Annotated in this window: 23 protein-coding genes and 1 pseudogene; 14 read left to right on the top strand and 10 right to left on the bottom strand. The window is 69.4% G+C overall.

What is annotated here, in order from left to right; genetic code table 11:
- Nucleotides 1–25 precede the first annotated feature (25 nt).
- Nucleotides 26–1,393: a tetratricopeptide repeat protein gene (locus HEK131_RS21810; protein ID WP_244336696.1), complete on the top strand. Its 1,368-nt coding sequence runs from the start codon at nt 26–28 to the stop codon at nt 1,391–1,393.
- Between the two features lie 56 nt (nt 1,394–1,449).
- On the opposite strand, the gene HEK131_RS30170 is transcribed toward HEK131_RS21810, so the two are convergent.
- From HEK131_RS30170 to HEK131_RS21830, 5 genes are all read right to left on the bottom strand, one after another.
- The gene (locus HEK131_RS30170) at nt 1,450–1,572 is read right to left on the bottom strand and encodes a hypothetical protein (RefSeq protein ID WP_279614270.1); all 123 of its coding nucleotides are present in this window, start codon (nt 1,570–1,572) and stop codon (nt 1,450–1,452) included.
- Nucleotides 1,573–1,901: 329 nt separating this feature from the next.
- Nucleotides 1,902–3,320 carry an amidase family protein gene (locus HEK131_RS21815; RefSeq protein ID WP_244336698.1) on the bottom strand — a complete coding sequence of 473 codons (1,419 nt, stop codon included), beginning with the start codon at nt 3,318–3,320 and terminating at the stop codon, nt 1,902–1,904.
- Nucleotides 3,317–4,525, bottom strand: a complete 1,209-nt coding sequence (locus tag HEK131_RS21820; RefSeq protein ID WP_244336700.1) for an MAB_1171c family putative transporter — start codon at nt 4,523–4,525, stop codon at nt 3,317–3,319. The genes HEK131_RS21815 and HEK131_RS21820 overlap by 4 nt, the downstream gene beginning before the upstream one ends.
- Nucleotides 4,522–4,821: a secondary metabolite protein gene (locus tag HEK131_RS21825; RefSeq protein ID WP_244336702.1), complete on the bottom strand. Its 300-nt coding sequence runs from the start codon at nt 4,819–4,821 to the stop codon at nt 4,522–4,524. Before HEK131_RS21825 ends, HEK131_RS21820 begins: the two co-directional genes overlap by 4 nt.
- 253 nt (nt 4,822–5,074) lie before the next feature.
- Complete coding sequence (locus tag HEK131_RS21830) at nt 5,075–5,518, bottom strand: helix-turn-helix domain-containing protein (protein ID WP_244336704.1); 444 nt, start codon at nt 5,516–5,518, stop codon at nt 5,075–5,077.
- Between the two features lie 866 nt (nt 5,519–6,384).
- Here HEK131_RS21830 and HEK131_RS21835 point away from each other — a divergent pair.
- The 10 genes from HEK131_RS21835 (at nt 6,385) to HEK131_RS21880 (ending at nt 14,477) form a co-directional block, all read left to right on the top strand.
- The gene (locus HEK131_RS21835; RefSeq protein WP_244336706.1) at nt 6,385–7,251 is read left to right on the top strand and encodes a helix-turn-helix domain-containing protein; all 867 of its coding nucleotides are present in this window, start codon (nt 6,385–6,387) and stop codon (nt 7,249–7,251) included.
- A 25-nt stretch (nt 7,252–7,276) separates the two neighbouring features.
- Nucleotides 7,277–7,993 (top strand): zinc finger domain-containing protein, encoded by a 717-nt coding sequence (locus HEK131_RS21840; protein ID WP_244336707.1) that lies wholly within the window; start codon nt 7,277–7,279, stop codon nt 7,991–7,993.
- 155 nt (nt 7,994–8,148) lie between these two features.
- A complete protein-coding gene (locus HEK131_RS21845; protein WP_244336708.1) occupies nt 8,149–8,790 on the top strand; it encodes a WhiB family transcriptional regulator in 642 nt (213 codons plus the stop codon).
- Nucleotides 8,787–10,271, top strand: coding sequence for a hypothetical protein (locus tag HEK131_RS21850; protein ID WP_244336709.1), 1,485 nt, complete (start codon nt 8,787–8,789; stop codon nt 10,269–10,271). The genes HEK131_RS21845 and HEK131_RS21850 overlap by 4 nt, the downstream gene beginning before the upstream one ends.
- Nucleotides 10,268–10,459: a hypothetical protein gene (locus HEK131_RS21855; RefSeq protein ID WP_244336710.1), complete on the top strand. Its 192-nt coding sequence runs from the start codon at nt 10,268–10,270 to the stop codon at nt 10,457–10,459. Before HEK131_RS21850 ends, HEK131_RS21855 begins: the two co-directional genes overlap by 4 nt.
- Nucleotides 10,460–10,544: 85 nt before the next feature.
- Nucleotides 10,545–10,781 carry a hypothetical protein gene (locus HEK131_RS21860; RefSeq protein ID WP_244336711.1) on the top strand — a complete coding sequence of 79 codons (237 nt, stop codon included), beginning with the start codon at nt 10,545–10,547 and terminating at the stop codon, nt 10,779–10,781.
- A 164-nt stretch (nt 10,782–10,945) separates the two neighbouring features.
- Complete coding sequence (locus HEK131_RS21865; protein ID WP_432215660.1) at nt 10,946–11,389, top strand: plasmid mobilization protein; 444 nt, start codon at nt 10,946–10,948, stop codon at nt 11,387–11,389.
- 15 nt (nt 11,390–11,404) lie between these two features.
- The gene (locus HEK131_RS21870; protein WP_244336713.1) at nt 11,405–13,153 is read left to right on the top strand and encodes a relaxase/mobilization nuclease domain-containing protein; all 1,749 of its coding nucleotides are present in this window, start codon (nt 11,405–11,407) and stop codon (nt 13,151–13,153) included.
- Nucleotides 13,154–13,265: 112 nt separating this feature from the next.
- Nucleotides 13,266–13,709 (top strand): hypothetical protein, encoded by a 444-nt coding sequence (locus HEK131_RS21875; protein ID WP_244452103.1) that lies wholly within the window; start codon nt 13,266–13,268, stop codon nt 13,707–13,709.
- Nucleotides 13,710–13,784: 75 nt separating this feature from the next.
- Nucleotides 13,785–14,477: a hypothetical protein gene (locus tag HEK131_RS21880; protein WP_244336714.1), complete on the top strand. Its 693-nt coding sequence runs from the start codon at nt 13,785–13,787 to the stop codon at nt 14,475–14,477.
- A gap of 464 nt (nt 14,478–14,941) precedes the next feature.
- Here HEK131_RS21880 and HEK131_RS21885 read toward each other — a convergent pair.
- Nucleotides 14,942–15,185 (bottom strand): annotated as a pseudogene (locus HEK131_RS21885) (Ku protein); the annotation flags it as partial.
- A gap of 219 nt (nt 15,186–15,404) precedes the next feature.
- Between HEK131_RS21885 and HEK131_RS21890 the strand changes: the two are divergent.
- The gene (locus HEK131_RS21890) at nt 15,405–16,022 is read left to right on the top strand and encodes a hypothetical protein (protein ID WP_244336715.1); all 618 of its coding nucleotides are present in this window, start codon (nt 15,405–15,407) and stop codon (nt 16,020–16,022) included.
- Nucleotides 16,023–16,193: 171 nt separating this feature from the next.
- Here the strand turns inward: HEK131_RS21890 and HEK131_RS21895 are convergent, their stop codons facing one another.
- The 3 genes from HEK131_RS21895 to HEK131_RS21905 form a co-directional block, all read right to left on the bottom strand.
- Nucleotides 16,194–17,015 carry a DUF317 domain-containing protein gene (locus tag HEK131_RS21895; RefSeq protein ID WP_244336716.1) on the bottom strand — a complete coding sequence of 274 codons (822 nt, stop codon included), beginning with the start codon at nt 17,013–17,015 and terminating at the stop codon, nt 16,194–16,196.
- A gap of 15 nt (nt 17,016–17,030) precedes the next feature.
- Nucleotides 17,031–17,321 carry a hypothetical protein gene (locus tag HEK131_RS21900; RefSeq protein ID WP_244336717.1) on the bottom strand — a complete coding sequence of 97 codons (291 nt, stop codon included), beginning with the start codon at nt 17,319–17,321 and terminating at the stop codon, nt 17,031–17,033.
- Between the two features lie 81 nt (nt 17,322–17,402).
- The gene (locus HEK131_RS21905) at nt 17,403–17,756 is read right to left on the bottom strand and encodes a DUF317 domain-containing protein (protein WP_244452104.1); all 354 of its coding nucleotides are present in this window, start codon (nt 17,754–17,756) and stop codon (nt 17,403–17,405) included.
- 343 nt (nt 17,757–18,099) lie between these two features.
- Here HEK131_RS21905 and HEK131_RS21910 point away from each other — a divergent pair, with 343 nt between their 5' ends.
- Nucleotides 18,100–18,420, top strand: coding sequence for a hypothetical protein (locus HEK131_RS21910; protein WP_244336718.1), 321 nt, complete (start codon nt 18,100–18,102; stop codon nt 18,418–18,420).
- Nucleotides 18,417–18,998 (top strand): hypothetical protein, encoded by a 582-nt coding sequence (locus HEK131_RS21915; RefSeq protein ID WP_244336719.1) that lies wholly within the window; start codon nt 18,417–18,419, stop codon nt 18,996–18,998. The genes HEK131_RS21910 and HEK131_RS21915 overlap by 4 nt, the downstream gene beginning before the upstream one ends.
- A 279-nt stretch (nt 18,999–19,277) precedes the next feature.
- Here HEK131_RS21915 and HEK131_RS21920 read toward each other — a convergent pair whose 3' ends face one another.
- Nucleotides 19,278–20,294, bottom strand: coding sequence for a SpaA isopeptide-forming pilin-related protein (locus tag HEK131_RS21920; protein ID WP_244336720.1), 1,017 nt, complete (start codon nt 20,292–20,294; stop codon nt 19,278–19,280).
- Nucleotides 20,295–20,297: the final 3 nt, after the last annotated feature.

Raw genomic sequence — 20,297 nt, forward strand, 5'->3', positions numbered from 1 at the left:
TTCTCCGCAACCGCCAGGGGGGGTTGTGACAGCACGCAGAGAGCGCAACGACAAACTGGCCGAGATCCTCGCGGAGTCCGGCCTCACGTACGAAACGCTGGCCAAGGCGACCAGGGCGATCGCGGCAGAAGCGGGAGTCACCGTGCGCACCTCCCGCTCCGCTGTCCATGCCTGGGTCGCAAGCGGTGCCATACCGGCCGGGGACACCCCCCTCTACGTGGCCGAGGCGCTCAGCAGGAAACTGCGGCGGCCCGTGACGGTCACCGAACTCGGCTTAGGCCAAGGAAACAGCACCGAGCTCACGGTCGCGCCCCCCGAGGCCCGCGCATACGACCTCGGGAGACTCATCGTGAACAACCGCCGCGACTTTCTGAAGGTCGCCTTCTCCTACACCGCGCTCACATACCCGCTCTCGGTGATCACCCCCCAGACCGCCGCTGCGACCCTGCGCGACGCAGGAACGAACCGCCGAGTCAGCACCTCCGAAGTAGCCACGGTGCGTCAGTTCACCGAGACTTTCCGGGCGGCTGACGAACGTCTCGGCGGCGGACACGGGCTCGCCGTCATCGCCGTGTTCCTGAGCGACGTCATCTCCCCCATGCTCAGCGGCACTTTTCAGAACAGCGACGTCCGCCGCAGCGCATTCGAGGCCGCTTCCGCCCACGCAACGCTGGTCGGTTGGAAATGCCACGACGCCGGAAAACCCGGCCCCGCACAGCACTTCTACAACCTCGCCTTCCAACTCGCCTGCGAGGCCGACCCGGCCGGGCTGGCCGCGTGGACCATGCGGGCACTCGCCCACCAGGCCCTCGACCTCGGTCACCCGGCGGGAACCGTTGATCTGGCCGAAGCCGCGCTCGCCCGCGCGCGGGGCCGCGTCGACCGGCACACCGAGGCGCTCCTGCTCATTACTGCCGCCCGAGCCCACGGTGCCAACGGCAACCGCGCTGCAGCTGCAAGTCTGATCGCCGCAGCACAGGAAGCCGCATCCGCCGGATCGTGCGGCCTCCCCTTCTACGCGGCAGCCGCCGGCCCCACTGCCGCGGTCGTGGCCTCCCACACAGGCCGGACCTTGACGGAAATGGGCGACCACGCGGCGGCCGAACGTCACTACCGCGAAGCGTTGAACGAACGAGTCGAGGACACCTATCGCCGGGGGCGCGCACTCACCCTCGCCAACATCGGCAACGCGCTCGCCGCCCAGATCCGCCCCGAGGAGGCCGTCATCATGTGGGGCCGCTCTTTGGACTTGATGGGCGACCTCGACTCGCACCGTGCCCGCCAGGAGCTGAACCAGATCCGCGCCACTCTGACGCTCTACACGAAGCGGAAGATCCACGGTGCCGCAGACCTTGACCAGCGCGTCTCTCTTCTCAGTGCGCCCCCAGCATGACGCACACGGAGCTGCTGGGCGCCTGTCGAGACATCTACTCGGCTGCCTGGGCTCCTTCACGCATCAGGGGCGTCACGCGTGACCTCCGCCCAGTGGTGAGCGCTGGCCTCGTCGTACACATAGTTCGCCTGGGGCGACATGGGCGGGGGCTCCTGGGGCAGGCCCGACTTGTCCGCCACGGGACTCTCCCCCACAAGATCCCGAATCGAAAGCTCTCGCGTAGCCGAGCCTCACGCTGAGCGGCGGAGCGGACGTTGGTTCGAGCCTACTGCGCCCGCTTGATGGCGCTCTTTGCCTTTCAAGGATCACCATCAGCCTCGGGCAACCACGGGGGGCGGGCCGCAGTAGAAGCTGGCGCTGGCCCGGGTATTGCCGCCCTTTCGCCGTGGGGCGGCGCCCGGGCCGATCCGCCCTAGGGCTGGCGACCATGGTGAGCCATGGGAGAACGCCGTCACTTCCTGTCTCGAAGTGATGTGCCGCTGGCTCGCTATGCTTCTTCCCTCGACGCTTAGCGAGGTATCTCCAGTGACATAAGTTCTTCGGCTACGGCGATCAGGGTTCGATCCGAGTACGCCGGTCCCACGAGTTGCACGCCGATCGGGAGTCCTCCCTCGGTTCGGAGTACCGGTACGACCAGGCTGGGCAGACCAACGTGGCTGGTGAGGTTGGCCCAGGCGGTCTGGTCGAAGAAGCTCCGCTGGACGCCGTCGACCGCGAGGGATCGGCTGCCAGCCGGGATGGCAGGGGTCGGGGCGACCGGCGTGATGAGTACGTCGCACTCGGCGTCGGTGAAGAAGCGCTGCCAGGTCTCACGGAGGCGGAGGCGTTCTTCGTTGGCGCGGAGCCAGGTGCGGTGTGTCTGCGTCCGGGCACGAAGCATCACGGTGCGCGGGCTCGTGTCGTCTTCCTGCAGTTCCCGAGCGGCGGCAAGTTCGGCGGCGCCGGCTGCGTCGTCGCTGGTGGCGGTCGCGGTGGCGTGCAGGAGCTGCTCGAACAGCCGGAGGGAATCAGCGAAGCTGACGGGCCCCGTGGTGCGGCGGGCCTTCGTTCCAGCGGCAGTCAGCGCATGCTGGACGGCGTCGAGTGTCTGGGCCGTCATCTCGTCGACGGGGCAGTTCGGGTCCTCGACCCAGAGCGCGACGCGGAGCTGGTCCATCGATCGGTGCGCGAGGGGCAGCTGGAGGCGCCAAGGGGTGTTCTCGGCGGGCGCTGGTGTCGTCAGTGCGTCGAGGAGCAGAGCGAGGTCGCGAGGGTGGCGTGCCAGGGGGCCGGGGGTAACCATGTCGCTGCTGGTGATCCATCTCGGCGGGCGGGGTATGTGGCCCCGGGCCGGGATGAGGCCGAGCGTGGGTCGCAGGCCGTAGACGCCGCAGTAGTGAGCCGGAAGGCGAAGCGAGCCAGCGAGGTCGCTGCCGAGGTCGGCGGGGGTGAGGTGGGCGGCGACGGCCGCAGCAGAGCCGCCGGAAGAACCGCCGACGGTGTGACGTGGGTCGTGCGGGTTGAGGGTCGCGCCGAACAGGCTGTTGTCGGTGTGCAGGTCCTGACAGTAGGCGGGAAGGTTGGTCTTGCCCATGATCACTGCGCCTTGGTGGCGGAGTCGGGCGACCGCGTCGGCGTCGTGCTGTGGAACGTGGTCCTTCAGATCCTCTGCGCCGCTGGTGGTGCGCAGGCCGGCGGTCTCGAAGGCGTCCTTGATCGTGAGCGGGAGGCCGTCGAGGGTTCCGGTGCTTGCGCCGCGGGCGCGGCGGTTGTCTGCGGCCTCGGCCGCGCGGTGGGCCGCGTCATCGTCGCGGGTGACCACGGCGTTGATCGAGCTGGCGTCGATGCGGGCCAGGTGGAGGTCGAGAAGTTCGCGGCTGGATATCTCGCCGCTTTGCAGGGCTCGCAGTTGAGCGTGGGCGGGCTGGGCGGTCAGGTCGGGGGTCATGCGGGGACTCGCTCACGGTGGGGGGCGCGGGCAGGTTCACGGGTCAGGTGGTGGGCGACGTCGAGGAGGGCGTTGATGTCGTCCATCGGCTGGGCGGTCTGGCGTTCTGCGTCGGCGAAGTCGGTGAGGCGGCCGGCGGCAGGGCGTACTCCGGCAGCGCGGGCCTGGATGCCGGCGCGGATCTGGTCGGCGGTGACGGCCGCGTTCAGTTCGTGGCCGATGAGGCCATCTGCCCGATGGCGAGCCTCGCTCTGCTCACGGACGTCAGCATCGAGGTACTGACGGATCACGAAGCGACCGTCCCTGATCTCGATCGCTCGTCGGTAGAGGCGGATTCCGATTCCGCGGAAGCGACGGCGCTGCGCCGGATCGACGCGGTCGAGGGGCAGCTCGATCTCCGGGGCTTCGCTGTAGAAGGCCAGCCACAGGGGGCGCAGGCCGTGATGGCTGCGGTACTGCTTGATCCGGTAGAGGGTCTGCTGCAACTGGTCGGCGGCGGCGGGGATGAGGAAGCCGACGAGGGTGAGCAGCGCGCCGGTATCCCCGCAGATCCAGGCAAAGCTCTCCCAGTTCGCGAGGGACCCGCCGAAGATTCCTGCGACGACGTCGCCGATCCGGACGGCGCTGTATCCCAGGGTGACGAGGGCTCCGGCACCGACGATGCGAAGACCAGAGCGTACGGAGAGGCGGGGGCTGCGGCGTGCCAGGCGCCAGCAGGCGCGGGTGAGGTACACCTCGGCGAATGTGTAGGCCGCGATGTAGAGGGTGAGGTAGGCGGCGTAGGCGTCGTCGTGGGCGTAGTACAGCGTGAAGTTTTCCGGCCGCGATGTGCTGGGCGTGAGTTGGGCGAACAGGGCCAGGAGGCCCGCGATCACCGCGAGGCCGGCGCCGAGCCATGCCTTCGCTCTCCGGCGCGCCACGTCCGGCGTGGAGCCCCAGTACGTGAGGACGACCTGCTGGCAGGCCATGAGTGCGACCACGCATCCCATCGCCAGTGGTACGGAGAAGTTCACGATGCCCAGCGCGCGGTCGAGGTACTGCCATGTTGGGGTGATCGAGAACGCGAAGGACATGCCCGATAGAAGGAAGAACGCGGCCAGGGCAATGGAGGCAGGGTCGCGGCGCCGTCCGGGAAGGTCGCGTAGGAGGCAGAGGAATCCCAGGATGGCGACGACGAGGCTGATCGGGTGGAGCGCGTCTTTCATGACCGTGCCTCCCGCCGGCGCAGCAGGGTGTGCGTGACGCGGTCTTGCACGTCGTCTCCTGATGAGTCGTCGCTACGGAGCGACCAGTCGATGATCTGGCGCTGCAGGAGTGACGCGAGGGATTCGGTTTCGCGCTCCTCGGCGTCGTCGTACTTGGTTCGGCCGAGCATCATCTGCACCACCGCAGGGTCCATCGTGGTGATGAGCGATGAGGCCAGGGCCGAGATCGGGCGGTCCTCGTGGTGGCCCAGGAGCAAGTGGCTGAACTCGTGGGCGATGATGTGATCTTGGTGCATGGGGCTCGTCCGCGGGTCATAGAACACGTAGATCGCACTCTGCGTGACGGCGCAGGCCCCGCACACCGAGGGAGCCTGTTCCCTCGGTTCCAGGACTACCGTCCGACCCGCACGACGAGCGACCTCGTTGCGCAAGTCGCGGATATTTGTCACGTGGGGCAGGTCTAGCTCGGCCAGGAGATCACCCTGGCGGCGCCTACGCGCAGGCCACATTGCGTTCCTTGATCTTTTCTGAACTGCAGCCGGAGACCGGCTATTCGGAGGGCGGAAGCCCTTCCATTTCCCTGACACTGTCCACGAGACCGAGAACCGCATCCTTTCCGTCCGCGGATACATCGGATAGGCGGAGCAAGACGTTCTTGATCTTCGAATCGCGGAGCAACTGGAGCAACTCCAGTTCCTGCGACGTTTTTTCGGCGACTTCATCGTCGAACCAGTAACCCGGGGGGACACCGAAAAAGGTTGCCAGCGCTTGCAGGTGACGCTTCGTCGGGTTATCCCGCTTGCCGGTGCGCAACATCCACAGATACGTGGCAGTCACCGACTCCAGACCCCGCTCCCCCATCAGAGCTGCAACTTCAGCGTTGCTGTAGGGGCCACGGCCAGGGGGGTGCACTGCTTCAAAGAGGCGATTGAGCCGCTCGCCCAGAGTTACCGCCTGGCAACTCGGCGGACCGCCCTCTGCTGACTCTTCCATGATCCTTTCCAGACACGAGATCCCGTCACGGTTCAACCACCCTACCTCGTCATTAACACCAGTTGACGCGATGATCCCCAATATGGAAAGTTCTTCCTCGCCAGCACGTTTCCGTGTGACGCGGGCCGCCCCCAAGGGTGACTCCTTCGTGTTTACCGGCGGCGAGACATTGAATGAGGTGGCGCACACCACATTCAAGTAGCGACTTGCATCACGTCTGGCGCGACATCGATTTTTTGATCTTCGAGCGGAAAGCGCGAACGGCAGTGGAAGCACGTGATCCGCAACGCATGTGCGGCACGCCCTGCCCTGCGCCTCCACCGCGCACCATCCCAGGTCGGGTACAGCCCGGCAGGGCGATGCGCCTGCCCCTCCTGCGATCGCGCGGCTACGCGATCCGAAAGAGGCATCACTCTCTGCAACTACTACAGAGATTAAGTACCAACTCTGGATCTTGACGCGGCTGCGTGCGTATGTTCGTCGTCCCCCGGCCAACCCCGAGGGCCGCACGGCGAGAGGAGCACAGCAAGCACGGACTACCTGGATCCGTATACAGCGACGGCGCCCGAGACGGCTAATCCCGGACGCCGAACGCTTGACGGCACGTAACGCCTCATCGCCAGGACTCGGCTAAGTCCTGAGAGGCGGGGTGCCCACCATCACCACGCTGATCCCTTGCTACGGGGCGCGTCAGCGTGGCAACACTGCAAAGGGGATTCTTACATGCCTCCTGCCCTGCGCAAAAGGCCCTTCCGCTCGGCCTGCGCGGCAGACACCTCCGCCTCGGCGCCCTCATGCCCCGGGCCGGAGCGCGTCACCACGACGCCCAGTACCCGCCGGCGCCTTTCCCCCGGCGGGAGCGGCCGATGAGCAGCGAAGCCCGCGAGTGGGTGTGGGAACACAGCGCCAGCAAGGGGGTCTCGCGCCTGGTCCTGCTGTCGATCGCCGACCGGGTGCCCGACGAGCAGTGCGTCTCCTGGGCCTCTCTGTCGAGCCTCGCCAAGCGAACCCGCGCTTCGGTCTCCACCGTCCGTGAAGCCCTCGTCCGCCTGAAGGAGGCCGACGAGCTGGAGGAACTCGACGACCTCGTCGGCCCGCAGCGCAGCACGGTCTACCGCCTCCCCCTCGCCGCGAAGGCCCTTGCCCTGGCCGAGGCCGAGGAGGAGGGCGAGGATCAGGAGGCGGCGGACGAGCCCGAGCCACACCTGCAGCTGCGGCTCTCGGTCCTGCGCCGGTACGGAATCCGCCCCCGCGAGGTGCCGGTTTCCCCCGCGAGGGACCGGAAACCGGCAGTACCGGAAACCGGCAGGTCCCGACGGAATCCGGCACCTCGACGTACCGGAAACCGGCACAGCGGTGTACCGGTTTCCGCTACACAGAACCGTAGTGAACCGGATTTGAACCGTAGGTACAGCAGTGGTGGTGCCGCGGTCGTCCCGGCTGCCGCGTGGGAGATCGACCCAGCCACCCACACCTGGACTCAGGAGCACGGGCACCTCGACCGCCTCGGCGAGGAGGGCCTGCTGGCGGCCGACGCGAAGTGGCGCCAGCACCGAGCGGACTTCAAGCCGCGCTCCCCGGATGCCTGGGCTGCCGACTGGCGAGCGTGGGTGGCCCGTGAGCACCCCCCGGCTCCCCGCGCCCTGCACGCCACGCCGGATTCCGGGGACCGCCCTGCACGCGCCATGACCCGCACCGAGGCGCACCAGGCTGCCCTCCTCGCTGCCCTCTGACCGACCGGAACGGAGTAGCCCCACCGTGGACCGCCGCGAAATTGCCGCCCTGCTGGCCTACATCGGCCGGCTCGACCCCCGCCTCATCCGCACCGACGACGGTGAGGTCCGCGAACAGCTCGATCAGTGGCACGAGCTGCTCGAAGACGTGCCGATCGCCACCCCGTACGGCTGGGACGCCCGCGTCACCGCCAAGAAGCACATCCGCGTCTCGCCGTACCCGATCCTGCCCGCGGACATCGGCCGCCCCTGGGAGGGCTACCGGCGCGACCGCCTGGCCCGGCATTCCGACCCCACGCCGTCGATCGATCCGGACGACCAGTCCGCCTGGACCGCCGAACTGATCGGCACCCGCCACGCCGTCGCCGTGGGCACCGCCCAGCCCGCCCAGGCCAGGGCCATCACCAGCGGTCGCGACGAGATCGATCCGAAGCTGGAGGCCCGGCTGAAGCAGGTCGGATCCCCGATCCCGCCCGCCGCCCGAGCCGCCCTCGCGCCCTACCGGCCCGCCCGAGCCGCACGCGAGGAGGCCATCGCCCAGGGACAGGCCGACGCCCTCGGTGTCCGCTGCGACTGGTGCCAGGCACAGCAGGGAGAACCATGCCGCCGCCGCCGGATCAGCCCTACCGGCGCTGTACGCGGAACCACCCTGCGCACCGAGCCGCACCCGTGCCGCCTCGAACTCGCCACCGCCCAACAGGCCCAGCAGACCGAACGGCTCCAGCAGCCCGCCATGGCCTGACCGGCCCACCCGGCTGGTGCCCTCCCTGCACCGCCGCCTCACCACCGTCCCGCCACGGCGGCAGCGCACGTCCGCGCTGCCGCCGGCACCCGACGCCGCGTACCTCCACGGCCAGGCCCAGACCGGCCGACGCGGCAGCACATCGGAGACATCCCTTGCGCCACATCACCACCCACGACGCGCCCGTCACCGGCCTGCGCGGCATCGGTGACACCAGCTGGCAGTCCCGCGGCGTCTGCCACGGCATGGACCCCGAAGACGCCGACGCCGTCTTCTTCCCACTCCCCCGCGACCACGAGGCGATCGCTGAGGCCAAGGAACTCTGCGGCCTGTGCCCGGTCCGTCGCGACTGCCTCACCTACGCCCTGGAGAACGATCTCAAGGAGGGCGTCTGGGGCGGGCTCACCCAGGCCGAGCGACGTCCGTGGCACGACGGTCTGCGCCACCGCCTCGACTACCAGCGGATCCGCGCGTTCTTCCAGGGGCGGGACGTGCACCTGACCGAGGCCGAGCGGCAGGTCGTCATCGACCACGCCTACGTCAGCGGCTGGCGGCCCGACCGGCTCGCCTCCGCCTTGCGCATCAGCCCCAAGCACGCCCGTGACCTGCTCCGACAGGCCGCCAACAAGGTGTTCGACCGCGACCGTAACCACGGCGTGCCACGGCCCGCCAAGAAGCGGAAGAAGACCGCCCCCGCCGCAGCCCGACCGGCGCTCACAGCACCCGGCACGCGGAAGCCGACGTCCCGTCCGGTGGCACAGCTTCCGGCGCATGCCTCTCTCGGAAAGGCCGCATGACCCACCTTCTGGCCCTCGGCGCCGCCGTCGACCTCCCCCTCCTCCTCGCCGCTGGCGTGCCCGCCGCTCTCGCCTTGGCCCTCACCGCCTGGACCGTCAGGCGCCGCGGCACACCACCGGGGAAGAACCTGCGTGGCCCGGCGGTCCACGTCGCCGCTCTGGCCGCCCTGGGCTGCACCGCCTACAGCGCGGACACGAGCTGGCGCTTCGCCGCCGACTACCTCGACATGGCCGGCACCGCCGAGCGGGCCGGGATGTTCGCCGCGGCCGAGCTGTCGCTCTTCGCGACCGCGCTGATGGCACGGCAGAACCTAGCCGTCCAGGGCACGCCTGGGCTGCCGGGCACCCTGGTCTGGGTGATCACCACGGTGCAGGTGATCCCCGCCTTCGCCGAGAGCGGCCCCATCGGCGGCACGGTCCGCGCCTTCGTCGGCCCGATCATGGCAGCGACGTTGTGGCATCTGGCCATGGGAATCGAGGTACGCCTGCGTACCCCGGGCGCCGCCTCACACGGCCTGCTCGCCACCCTGAGCCGGGAGGCACGCGAGCGGCTTCTGTCCCGCCTCGGGATCGCCGCGCGAGACCGCGACGCTGCCCAGATCACCCGGGATCGGGCCACCGCTCGCGCGGTCGACCTCGCCGCACGCCTCGCCGAGCGGACGGCCCAGGAGCAGCAGTCATGGCGCGGCCGGCGGCTTACCCGGCGGCTGTCGCGGGCACTGGGCAGGGCTTCGGTCGGCACCGACCCGCGCCAGCGCGCACTGCTGCTCGATCTGCTCGCCGCCCGACGCCACGCACTCGCGCTGGCCACGGTCCCACTGGCCTCACCCTGGTCCCCGGTACACCAGGTCGCTGCGGCTGCCGCGGTCCCCTCGCAGAAAGCCCCGGGTACGCCGACTGATGCGGCCGGTCCCGGAGGGTCGGCCGGGGACCGGGAGCCACGGGAACCGAGCACCGGTCTGACGGACTCCCTGGCTCCTATGGACCCGGGGACCGAACCCACCGGGGACCAGGGACCGACCCACGCGGGGACCGAACCCACCGGGGACCAGGGACCGACCCACGCGGGGACCGAACCCACCGGGGACCAGGGACCGACCCACGCGGGGACCGAACCCACCGGGGACCAGGGACCGACCCACGCGGGGACCGAACCCACCGGGGACCAGGGACACAAGGTTCCCCTACGGCGGGAGACGTCGCCGAAGACGAAAGGCCCAGGGATTGGGGGCCGGTCCCGGACTCCGCAGACGCAGCATCCGTCGCGTGAGCCGGAGCGGTCGGTGGGCCAGCTCGTCCAGCAGGTTCGTCCCCATGTCCCGGCCCTGCTCGACCGGGACGGCAACGAGTCCGTCACTCGGGTCCAGCTGCGGGAGATCCTCCGCCGAGAGGGCTTGAAGGGCGGCCGGAACGACCGGTTGAGCCTCGTCCTCCAGGAGCTGCGGACCGAGGACACCACGAAGACAAGGAGCACCCGATGAAGACCTGCCCGAAGTTCAAGATCGTCCGTGCGGAGTACGAGCGGGAGATCGGCTTCATGCTGGCCCACTCCGAGCGACACGCGGGCAGGCCGTCGGCGAAGTCCAGCGCGAAACAGGCTGTTTCGGCGAAGCAGCGGATGGCGAGGGCGCTCAACAGCCACGTCGGGCGCTGCCCCGAGTGCGGATAGCCCGGCAAATCCGCAGCTCAGCGCAGTATCCGTATCGGGTGGCCCGGCCAGCGGGCCGGGCCACCCGCCCCTTCAAGGAGGCATCGTGATTCCGCTCCCGCTTCGTTCATGCGAGCCCACGGCCGCAGAGGCCGGCGCCTGGGCGGACGTCCTCGTCCGCCGGCGCCTCCTGCACTCGGCCGTCCGCGCGCCGAACGGCCAATGGCTCGTCCAGGACCAGCCCGACGGGCCCGTCCGTGTCCTGACGGGAGCGGCCGAGGTCATCACGCTGGCCGCGACCATCCAGCACCGCATCCGCTCTGTGAGGCCCGAATTCCCGTGACGATCCCGCCCCGAAAGGGCACCACCCCGGAACCTGCTCCCGACTCCAACTCATTCTCGGGGCGAGCAAGTTATCCCCTTGGATACTCCGCCTTGAGCGGAGTATCCAAGGGTTCCCCCGCCCCCGTGGGGCAGGGGCTCGTCCGGCGCCGGGGGTCGCCAGACGTGGAGGCTGCGACCGAGGGCGGATCGCAGCCAGCAGGGACACAGGACAGACCTGAGCAGCCGCGTGTCCGCCGCCGCAAGTACCAGCGCCGCCAGCGCCCGCACGTGCGTAACGCCCGCTTCAGTGACGACGAACTCGATCGCATCACCGCCGGCGCGAAGGCCGCGGGCCTCACCCCGGCGGGCTTCCTCGCCCGCGCCGCGCTGTCCGCCGCCCGCGACCTCGAACGGACCGCAAGTGCCGTCGCCAGCGAGCGTGAGGTCATCGCCGAGTTCTTCGCCGCCCGCCGGTACCTCGGCCACGTCGGCAGCAATCTCAACCAGATCGCCCGAGCGGTCAACGCCGGAGCACACCCGGCCGAACTGGATGCGGTCCTCGCCGCCACCCACCGCGCAGTCCAGCGCGTTCAGCACGCCACCGACCGGCTCCTCGACCAGGACTAGGACCCTCCCAACGGCATGATCCCCAGGATCCAGAAGCGCGGGCAGCGCACCATCGGCCTCCTCTACTACCTCTACGGGCCCGGCCAGTTCGAGGAGCACACCGACCCGCACCTCGTCGCTTCCTGGGACAACAACGCCCGCGACCCCGGCCGTGATCCGAACGCCACGCTGCAGCAACTCCAGCAGCTCCTCGACCAGCCCGTGGAGAACGTCGAGCAGGCGGCCCGACCGAAGAAACACGTCTGGCACCTCTCGGTCCGCAACGCCGCGGAAGACCGGATCCTCAGTGATGAGGAGTGGGGCGAGGTCGCCCGACGCATGGTGGCCGCCGCCGGCATCGACACCCCCGCGCAGGGTGCCGGGTGCCGGTGGGCGGCCGTACGGCACGCCGACGACCACATCCACATCATCGCCACCCTCGTGCGCGAGGACGGCTTCAACCCCGACCTCGACCACGACGCCCACCGCGTCCAGGCCCAGGCTCGCGCCCTTGAAGTCGAGCTGGGCCTGCGCCGCCTGAACAAGGGGGATGACACCGCCGCGAAACGCCCGACCAGCGCCGAACGTCACAAGGCCAAGCGCCAGGGCCGCGAACGCACCGCCCGCGAGGAACTGCGGGAGACGGTGCGACGCGCCGTCGCCGGGACGGCCGGTGAGGAGGAGTTCTTCGACCGGCTGGCCGCTGCCGGCCTCCTGATCCGCAAGCGCGCCGCGCCCTCCGGAGACCTCCTCGGATACAAGGTCGCCCTGCCCGACGACCTGAACAAGGACAACGAGCCGGTGTTCTACCCCGGCGCACGCCTCGCCCCCGATCTTTCCCTGCCCCGCATCCGGGAGCGCTGGTCCGGCACCGGCATTCAGTCCGCTCTGGTGTCCCGGCAGGAGGATGGTGCGGTCCGTCTTGGACCGCGCGCTCCTGCCGGTGCCCGCCGCAGGACGGCCGCCGTCGCGTGGCAGGCCGTGGCCGTCGTCGAGCACGGCGACGACGCGGTCGCCGCCGCTCACATCGCCGCGACAGGGGAGGTCCTAGACGCGCTCGCGAAGACGTCTGCTGCCCACACCCGTCGCGAACTGCGAGAGGCTGCGGCTGCCTTCGAGCGGGCCTCCCGCTCCCACGTCCGGGCCGAGCGGGGGCACGACCGGGCCCTGCGGCAGGCTGCCCGCGACCTCGTCCATGGCGGGCCGGCGCTGGGCCGCGGTGAGGACGGCGCCACCACCGCGATGGCGATCGACATGCTGCTCTTCCTCATCACCACGACCATGCACTGGCACGCAAAGAAGGGACATGCGCAGCAGGCCGCCGCCGCCCAGCAAGCCGCCGAACATCTGCGCTCCGCCTACCAGGCCGCCGCCGCCCAGCCCATCGGCGTGCTCCACGCGCGCGGCCGTCGCCTGGGACAGCCGCTGCTCCAGCGGCAGACGGTGCTGCTGCGCGAAGCGCTGCCGCAGTTGGCGGAGCAGATCCTCGCAGAACCCGGCTGGTACGCCCTGGCCGCGACCATCGCCGACGCCGAGGCAGCAGGCCACGACCCTGCCACCCTCCTGTCCGATGCGGTGGAGCGCCGTGAGCTCACCACCGCGGACTCGGTGAGCGACGTACTGGTCTGGCGACTGCGGCAGACGGCCGCCCTGCCCGCCGACACCTCGGGCCTGTCTGAGAGCGCAACGACGGCGGCGCCGTCCGTGACGCCCAAGGCAGCATCCCGGCCCCTGGCGCCCGGCCGGTCACGCGGCGGGGAGGAAGCATCGGGCAAGACCCGGTGACGAAGGCGCTTCCGAGCTGCCCGAAGGCCACTGTGGGCTTTGTGAATTGAAGCCACCCGGCGTGTCAGGCACGATCATGACGCGAGCAGGACGAAGCAAGGAGGACGCCGGAGTGTTTCACCGGATACGCCGTCGGGCGAAGGGGCCCAACGAGGCACAACGCCAATTCATTGAGATGGTGGAGCAGATGCAAGACCTGGTCCCTCCCGGCCTCGGGAACCCGGCGGCCGAGCCGGAACGCAGCGAGCCGGCCGTCACGGTCGGCGACTTCCTCCCGCCGGAGCTGCGGGTACCCAGCCACGACCAGCTCGACGGCAGGATGACGGCATGGCCGCAGCCCCTGGTCCTCGATGGCGAAGTGGTCGCCTGCGCCGACTGCGGCACGTACCGGGACTGGCTGATCCTCTCCACCCGTGATCAGATCTGGCTACGCTGCCGGGCAGGCCACCAGCAGCAGGAGACCCGTCTCGACACCGCCTGGTACAACCGGCACACCGGGCCGGCGGACGCCATACACGCCACGTTCGAGGACTGCCTTCGTCACCTCGGCCACTGACCCCCACCCCGACAACCCACCGGGCCCACGAGCCCGCACTGACCAACCGTCCAGCACCAAGGGGTCAGTTCCGCCATGCGCGTTCGCGTCGTCACCACCACCCTCGGCATCACCGCCGCCCTCCTCGCCCTGCCCGCCTGCTCCACCGAAATCACCCCTACCACCTCCGACACCGCCACCTCCGCCCGGAAGCCGGCCGACACCGGAACGCAGGCGGCTCCGCTGTCCTCGGCCGCGCTGGAGGCGCGCCTGCTCGACGAGCACGACCTCGGCAGCGGCTACCTGCGCGAGCCCGAGCGGCCGACCCGCCACGACGACGTCACCGTCGTAGGCTGCCCGGCCCTGAGCAAGCTGGGCGGCGACGCGGCGACCGGCGGCTCGCCCTCCTTCGCGCACCAGGCGAAGGCCGCCTTCACGTACGCGGGGGGCAGCAACTCGGACGTCTCCGAGGAGCTTTACAGCGACCGTGCGAACACGCTGTCCGACGGCACCGGCCGCATCTTCGACGCGATGACCGGCTGCCCGACCTATCAGGTCGTCACCGGCGACACCCCGATCGACGTCTCCGCCCAGAAGCTGCCCGCACCCCACGGACTCGGAGATGAGCAGTGGAGCCAGCTCCTGACCTTCTCCGCCGCGGGGCGCAGCACCGTCATGAAGCAGGTCGCGATCCGGAAGGGAAGTGTGCTGGTGATCGTCTCCGGCTCCCCTGCCCTCGTCGACCTCCAGCTTGAGAAGGCTCTCGCCAAGGCCACGGTGGCGAACTGAGCCGGAAAAGTCCCAGCCCCCAGCCGCCATCACGCGGCTGGGGGCTCCTTCGTATCGACGCACTCCCGTGGGCCGTAGGACCTCGGCTGATCGCTGGCCGTAACGCGCGAAGGTCCGCCTCCGGCGTACCGGAGGCGGACCTTCGTTCTGGTGAGGCAGGCGGAGCCCGTGGGTGCCATTCCCCTAAGCCGTGTCCGGCCGATCATGTTCGAAGCCAGACACTGAGGGCTGCGGCGGTTGCAGTGCCGAGGTAGCCGTAGCGGCGTTTGTCGTAGCGGGTGGCGACTGCCCGGTGCTGTTTGAGACGGTTGAGGGCCCGTTCAAGGGTGTTGCGATTCTTGTATCGCTGTTCGTCGAAGCCCGGTGGTCGTCCACCGCGTGAGCCTTAGCGCAGGCGGGCGGCCTAACTGTTGGTCTTCTCGGGGATGGTGTGCCGGATGTCGCCCCGTCGCGGGTACTGGTGGCAAAGGCGCCAGGGCGAGGGTAGCGGGATCAAGGATTTCGTCGGGCCAGTGAAGCCGTGCAGCACGAGGCGTCGTCTCGAACCTGGAGGATTCCCAGCCGCTCCCTCCCGCTCCAGGCGAACTTCGCTATGGCGACCCGGGTAGACCGGCCGAGCGCCTCCACCAGGAGGCGGTACGGCTTCGCTGCGACAGGGCCATCAGATTGGAGGTAGTAGCCGGCGCCGATCCTGATCGGGTCGATCGCCGCGCTTGACGAAGGCGTAACTCGAAGCCGTCCCGGTCACAGATGATCATCGATCGCGGCTGACATATTCCCTCAGGGTCGAAGTGAAGGAAGCATGTGCAATATGAAGGTATTGCGTAGGGGGTTGGCCGGAGCCGCTGCGGTGATCTCGGTCATAGCCCTGGGGGCTGCGGGAGTAACCAGTCAGCGGCGGGCCAGGAATCGGGAGCCAGTCCGTCGGTGTCCGCTTCGACGGAGGAGCTGGACGACACGCTTCCGGACGCGGGCCTGGGCGACGAGGAAGCCGTTGAGGACGAGGAGCCGGTCTACGCGTCCGGGCCCGAGGGCGAGATCGACCAGAAGGCCGATGAGGAGGGCTGGGCGTACGACGACCGCTTCTACGATTCGGCATCGGCCTTCGTCCAGGACATCTGCGATTCTCTGCCAGATCAGGCAGAGAACTCGTCGCCGGGGCAGTGGCTTGCCGAGGCAGGCGAAATGGACGACGACGGCGCGGCAATGCTGAAGTTCGGCGTTCCGAAGCTGTGTCCGAAGTGGACGGACGCCGTACAGCAGGCAGCATCCGGCACCTACGAGCGCTACATCAGCGGCGGCGACTACGAGGTGAAGACGCATCCGAAGGCGCTGGACCAGAGTGGCGCCGGCGGTGTGCAGGAGATCGGCCCCGGCACCTACGTGGCGTCCGGCCACTTCTCGGACTGCTACTGGGAACGGACGGCCGCCGACGGCACGATCATCGCCAACCAGTTCGTGACCCAGGCGACGAAGCTGACGGTGACCTTGCACGTCGGGGAGCTGTTCAGGCAGGAGTGCGGGACGTTCAAGCCGGTGGGATAACTCAGCAGTAGAGCTGGCGAGAGGTCGGGTGCAGCTCGTTCAGTGGCTCTCGCTCCATCGACGCAGGGGCGGCCGGGGCCCGACCGCCCGCACGTAGGCGATCACATCGTCCAGGAGGTCGGCCTGCCCGTGAAGGCCCCGCTCCTCGAGCTCGAAGGCGCCGAGTCCTACTTAGTTGGCCGGGGCGCGCAGGAGGCGCTCCCGGGTTGCTTCGGGCAGGACCCGGCGCAGGACCGGCGCGGTCGAGCTGAGGGACGAGGCGAAGGCGGCCACGAGGTCGTGCGGAACGCTCGGGCCGAAGGACACCGCCCACAGGCACGGGGCGCCGAGCGCGGGCTCGGCCCACGCCTGCCATCCAGCTGGTCCCGGCTCGTCGGCCTGAGCTGTCAGGGCGCGCGGGTCGGCGTCCTGGATGAGGGGCGGTACGTCGCCGAGGCTGAGGTGCGAGGTGAAGGTCGGGTCCGTTGCTGCCGCCTGGGGCCGGTCGATGTCGCGGAGCCAGCCGTGCGTGGCAACAGCGTCGAGGACCAGTTCGGCTCCCCCCAAGGGTTCGGCCGGCTGATCGCGGGCGTCGAGCGCGACCAGGAAGTCGGCCACGGCCTCGCCCGGGACGTCGGGGGTGAAGTAGGCCGACCACTGGGCGAGGGGGCTGCCCGTCTCGGCGCGGGCGGAGATCTGCCACGCGATCGGGAGGTCGCCCAGAAGGAACGGCTCGTCGACCAAGCTCCACTGGGCCCATCGCAGGGTGTCCGGGCTGATGTGCAGGACGGTGCTGCGCAGGACCTGGCGATCCTCGTCCGTGTCGTGCGGTTCGTGCCGCCCGCGGACGATCGTCAGGCTCGTCCAACCCAGCCCGGAGAGCGTGTCGGCGACGGCGTCGTAGAGGAGCCCATCGTCACCGGCCAGATGCCGGGGACCGACCCAGAACGCGGGCTGGCCGCCGGACGAAGCGGACGGAGAGAGAGGGACGTCGGGGTACAGGGGCGCCTCCAAGGGCTCGATGCGGTTCTACTGGCCGCCGGCAATGCGGCGGGGACGGCGCGGGGGCGCCTGAACGGGACCCTGCCAGGCCAGGGCGACGGCAACTTCGGGCGGCAGGTGGCCGAGCTGCGCGTCAGCGTCGTTGGTCTCGGCGAGGTAGACGACGGTCCGGCCGGTCTCGTCCACGCTCTGCACGACCCGCGCCAGCCGGTGAGCCATCGGGAAGTACGGATTCACGGCCTGGCGGACCGGGGCGTCCGGGTCATAGCCGGACAGCAGATCGATCACTTCGCGGACGGTCATCTCTGGGGACGTCACGAAAAGCCTCCTGGGGCGGGGATCGGTGAGCGATGGAACACGAAATGTGTCCTCCGGTCAGGGACTACTTGTCGGCACCCGTCAGACGCGACGCGAGGTCTCCAGCACGCGCGCCACGGCGGCGACAACGATGTCAGCCGGCGTCTCCGTGCCGAACATCATGCGGTACCCAGGAACACGGGCCGTACCGGTGACAGCGATGATCCATCCCTCCCTGTCGGGGCCGGGGCGGCCGTTGGGGAACCAGCCGAGGTAGAACCTGCCGTCCTTGCTGCTGACGTGCACGTCCGCGCGGTCGTCCACGATCAGGTGGAAGTCTTCTGCGGAGAACAGATCCGTCACGAGCGTGGGCTGGCCCGGACCGAGTTGCCATTCACGCAGCCGCAGGGCCTCGATCGTGGTGGAGAAACCAGGGGCGTCGGGCACGGCACTCAAGGCAATCACCTCTCTGACCTGGGGTTTTGCAAGGTTGTCTACGTTGACATGCTCTCGCACGGGTTGGCCAGTGTTTCTGTGCTTTTTCCTGTCTGCCCCCGGCGAACTGGCCCACAACAGCAAAGCCGTCTCCCGACCTGCCGCCCTGACGCGTCGGCTGTAGCCCAACGAGGACCAATGACCACCGGCCGAACCGGCGCGGTCGCCGCTGGCCTCGGCCCGTCCCAGGGAGAGGGCAGCGCGGCTTCGACGGCGAGGGACGATGTCCCGCGCTTCCCGGCGTCGCTGCTCGGCAAAGCGAAATTGCGTTCTGCCTCAATAACTGGGCCTCTAGTGTGGACCTGTGACGACGAACGACCTGTGGCGACCGCTGTCCGAGCGGGCCAGCTCTACTGCGCCTGCTCTGCGGACTTCGGTCTCCGGGGCGCTGGAAACCCAGCTCCGGCACTGGACATACCGCGCGATCAGCCAGAACGACACAGACCTGGACCGCATCGTGCTGCGCTGCGACCTGCGCGAGTCCCACCGGTGTCGGCAGCACGAGCTGGTGGAGGGGGAAAATCCGCCCGCCGATTGGAACCCCGGGGTGGACCACCTTGCCTACTGCACGCCCCGCGCGCTACTACCGGACGTCATCGACGCCTGGCTGCCGTGGGTGCGATGAGCGCGCTGCAGCCCCGTTACCTGCTGCGCGATGAGCTGCAACAACTCCTGGACGATGGCAGGTCTGCGTACACGCTGCGCGCCGACCGGGCGGGCCTGCGTCAGCGCGTCGACCCGACGGTGGAAGCACTCGCCAAGGCCGCCGTGACGAGCGCGGACCAGGACCCGGCACGCGGGTCGGCCGGCGACCACCTGAAGCGGGCCTGGACAGCCGCGTACGCGCTGCATCCGGAACCCGGGAAGGCGTACGGCGAGGCGATCAAGGCCGTCGAAGCAGCAGCGCACGCCACGGTGGAGCCGAACAACAGCAAAGCCACGCTGGGCACCATGATCAAGGTCATGGAGAACACCCGGGACCGATGGGTGGTCGGCATCGGCTCCGAGCCCAGCAGCGCCGGAGCAGAGACGGTCGCACGGATGATGCGCCTGCTGTGGACTGGCCAGACCAGCCGACACGGCGGTTCTCACCCCACGCGTGACGAGACCGTCGCCGAAGCGCGGGCCGCAGTGCATCTCGCCGTTGCCCTTCTGAACTTCTTCACCGACGGCATCCTCGCCAAGAAACCGCCGGAGTCCTGACCTGGGGAGGGGGGGACGGGCACCCGCGACCAGGACTAGGGCGCTGTCGCTGGACCTCCCCCGGACGTCGCACCCTGGAAGCTGTGAACGCACCGATTCAGGACGGAACGTGCGCCGCTGTTGACTGCGACACCGCGACCATGCTCGTGCTCGCGCTCAAACTTGGGCAAGGCAAGGGATTGGCGATGCTGGTATCGAGGGCACGACCAGGTCGGCGTCTATAGATGCCAGGAGGCCCCCGGGAATCACGTCCCGGGGGCCTGCACAGTTGGTCTTCGGTTAGGTGATCGCGCCGCCATCGTCGGGTTCGAACCGATTGGTCATACGTCGGCGTGCGATAAACAGGGTGATCGCGCCGACGGCGGTGAGGAGGCCCGCGCTCGCGGCGATCCACGGTGTGGCATCGGCGCCAGTGTGGGCGAGGGAGCCTCCGGGGGCCTTCGGTGTTTCGTCGCCGGTCGGTACCGCGGCAGCGGTGGACGAGGATCTGGTGGCCGAGACGCTCGGCCGAGGCGCGGTGCTCGGTCTGTCTGCGTGGACCGGCGGTCGGCTAGCAGGCTCGTGCGTCGGCTGATCGGCAGAGCCAGGCTGCGAGCGCGCTGCCTGCTGGGCGTTGGTGAAGGTCACGGTCACCGAGGTGCCGGGGCGGGCGGTGAACGTCTTGGACGGCGTGTAGCGGGCGTAGCCGGCGGGGGCTTTGATCTGCGTAGCCGAGAACTCCGACTTCCGACTCGACATCGGCAGGTCTCCGGCGGCCGTGCCTGCAGCACCCGTGGTCAGGGTGAGCGGCGTCGAAGTATCCCCGGTGCCGATGTTCACCCTCGCGCCCTGCAGCGGCTTACCAGTCTCGCGGTCCCTGACCTGCAGGTGGACCGTAACGGTCTTGAACGGATCCGTGATCGTCAGCCGCGTGGCCGCGCCCGGGGTGACGATGACGTCCTGGTCGGAGACGATCCCGTGGAGCGGACTGCCGGAGGACGTCTCCTTGAGCCGGTAGACGCCCGGCGCGAGGCCGGGGAAGACCAGCTTCCCCTGCGCGTCGGTGTTCCCGACACCGGCCTGCTGGCCGTGGGAGTCGAGCAGCAGGAACGCCGCGCCGGGGAGCACCTCGTCGGCGGGGCTCTTCGCTGTGATCTCAACGCTGCCTAGGTCCGGGGCCGATGTCTCGGCGAGGGCGGCTGAGGCCGACGGAGCCGGTTCGGCAGCGTTCGCGACCGGCGCCCAGGTGGCCATGCTGGTCAGCGCGGCCGCGACGGTGACGGTGCGGACGGCGCTGCCGACGAATCGAACGTGCACGGG

This window comes from Streptomyces seoulensis (genome assembly GCF_022846655.1).
Taxonomy (GTDB): Bacteria; Actinomycetota; Actinomycetes; order Streptomycetales; family Streptomycetaceae; genus Streptomyces.

Coding starts and splice junctions, on each gene's coding strand:
- HEK131_RS21815 (WP_244336698.1), bottom strand. CDS start 3,320: ATGACCCCCGACCTGACCGCCCAGCCCGCCCACGCTCAACTGCGAGCC.
- HEK131_RS21820 (WP_244336700.1), bottom strand. CDS start 4,525: ATGAAAGACGCGCTCCACCCGATCAGCCTCGTCGTCGCCATCCTGGGA.
- HEK131_RS21825 (WP_244336702.1), bottom strand. CDS start 4,821: ATGCACCAAGATCACATCATCGCCCACGAGTTCAGCCACTTGCTCCTG.
- HEK131_RS21830 (WP_244336704.1), bottom strand. CDS start 5,518: ATGGAAGAGTCAGCAGAGGGCGGTCCGCCGAGTTGCCAGGCGGTAACT.
- HEK131_RS21835 (WP_244336706.1), top strand. CDS start 6,385: ATGAGCAGCGAAGCCCGCGAGTGGGTGTGGGAACACAGCGCCAGCAAG.
- HEK131_RS21850 (WP_244336709.1), top strand. CDS start 8,787: ATGACCCACCTTCTGGCCCTCGGCGCCGCCGTCGACCTCCCCCTCCTC.
- HEK131_RS21855 (WP_244336710.1), top strand. CDS start 10,268: ATGAAGACCTGCCCGAAGTTCAAGATCGTCCGTGCGGAGTACGAGCGG.
- HEK131_RS21870 (WP_244336713.1), top strand. CDS start 11,405: ATGATCCCCAGGATCCAGAAGCGCGGGCAGCGCACCATCGGCCTCCTC.
- HEK131_RS21880 (WP_244336714.1), top strand. CDS start 13,785: ATGCGCGTTCGCGTCGTCACCACCACCCTCGGCATCACCGCCGCCCTC.
- HEK131_RS21915 (WP_244336719.1), top strand. CDS start 18,417: ATGAGCGCGCTGCAGCCCCGTTACCTGCTGCGCGATGAGCTGCAACAA.